Source organism: Roseivirga ehrenbergii (genome assembly GCF_001593005.1).
GTDB lineage: Bacteria > Bacteroidota > Bacteroidia > Cytophagales > Cyclobacteriaceae > Roseivirga > Roseivirga ehrenbergii.
Genome location: NZ_LQZQ01000025.1, coordinates 1 through 578, shown reverse-complemented (window position 1 = coordinate 578; position 578 = coordinate 1). Strand labels below are relative to the sequence as shown.

At 41.2% G+C, this 578-nt stretch carries 1 protein-coding gene; it reads right to left on the bottom strand.

Features of this window, described 5'->3' with window-relative positions; translation table 11 throughout:
- Nucleotides 1-578 (bottom strand): TonB-dependent receptor domain-containing protein (locus tag MB14_RS10190; RefSeq protein WP_157716574.1); only part of this gene is annotated, 578 nt, incomplete at both ends.

Genomic DNA, 578 nt, shown 5'->3' with positions numbered 1-578 from the left:
GCGTTTAAAGCAAAGTTCCACTCAAGTCCACCAGAAGATTTCAAGATGTCAACGTTAGCATCGAATTCTAAACCTCTGTTTACCATTTTACCAATGTTTCTGTTCTGAGAAGTATAGCCTGATTCACTTGGAATTGGCACAGAGAACAATAGGTTGTCAGAGTAACGGTTGAAGTATTCAACAGTACCTCTAACTCTTCCTAATACTTCGAAGTCAACAGCTACGTCAGCAGAGGTGTTTTTCTCCCACTGAAGGGCATTGTTTCCAACGCTATAGCTAAAGAAACCAGCGTTAGCACCGTTGTTTCTACCAGAAGAGTATAATGTTTGAGAAGGATAGTATCCGCCTACGTTGTCATTACCAGTTTGTCCGTATGATGCTCTAAGTTTTAATTCATCAATCCAGCTCATGCCGCTCATGAAAGCTTCTTCGCTCATTCTCCAGCTACCGCCCACAGACCAGAAGTTACCCCATCTAGCATCTTTAGAGAATCTAGAAGTACCATCTCTTCTGAAAGAGAAAGAAGCGAAATATCTGTCGTTGTGGTTGTAGTTAATTCTTGAGAAATAACCTTCAGT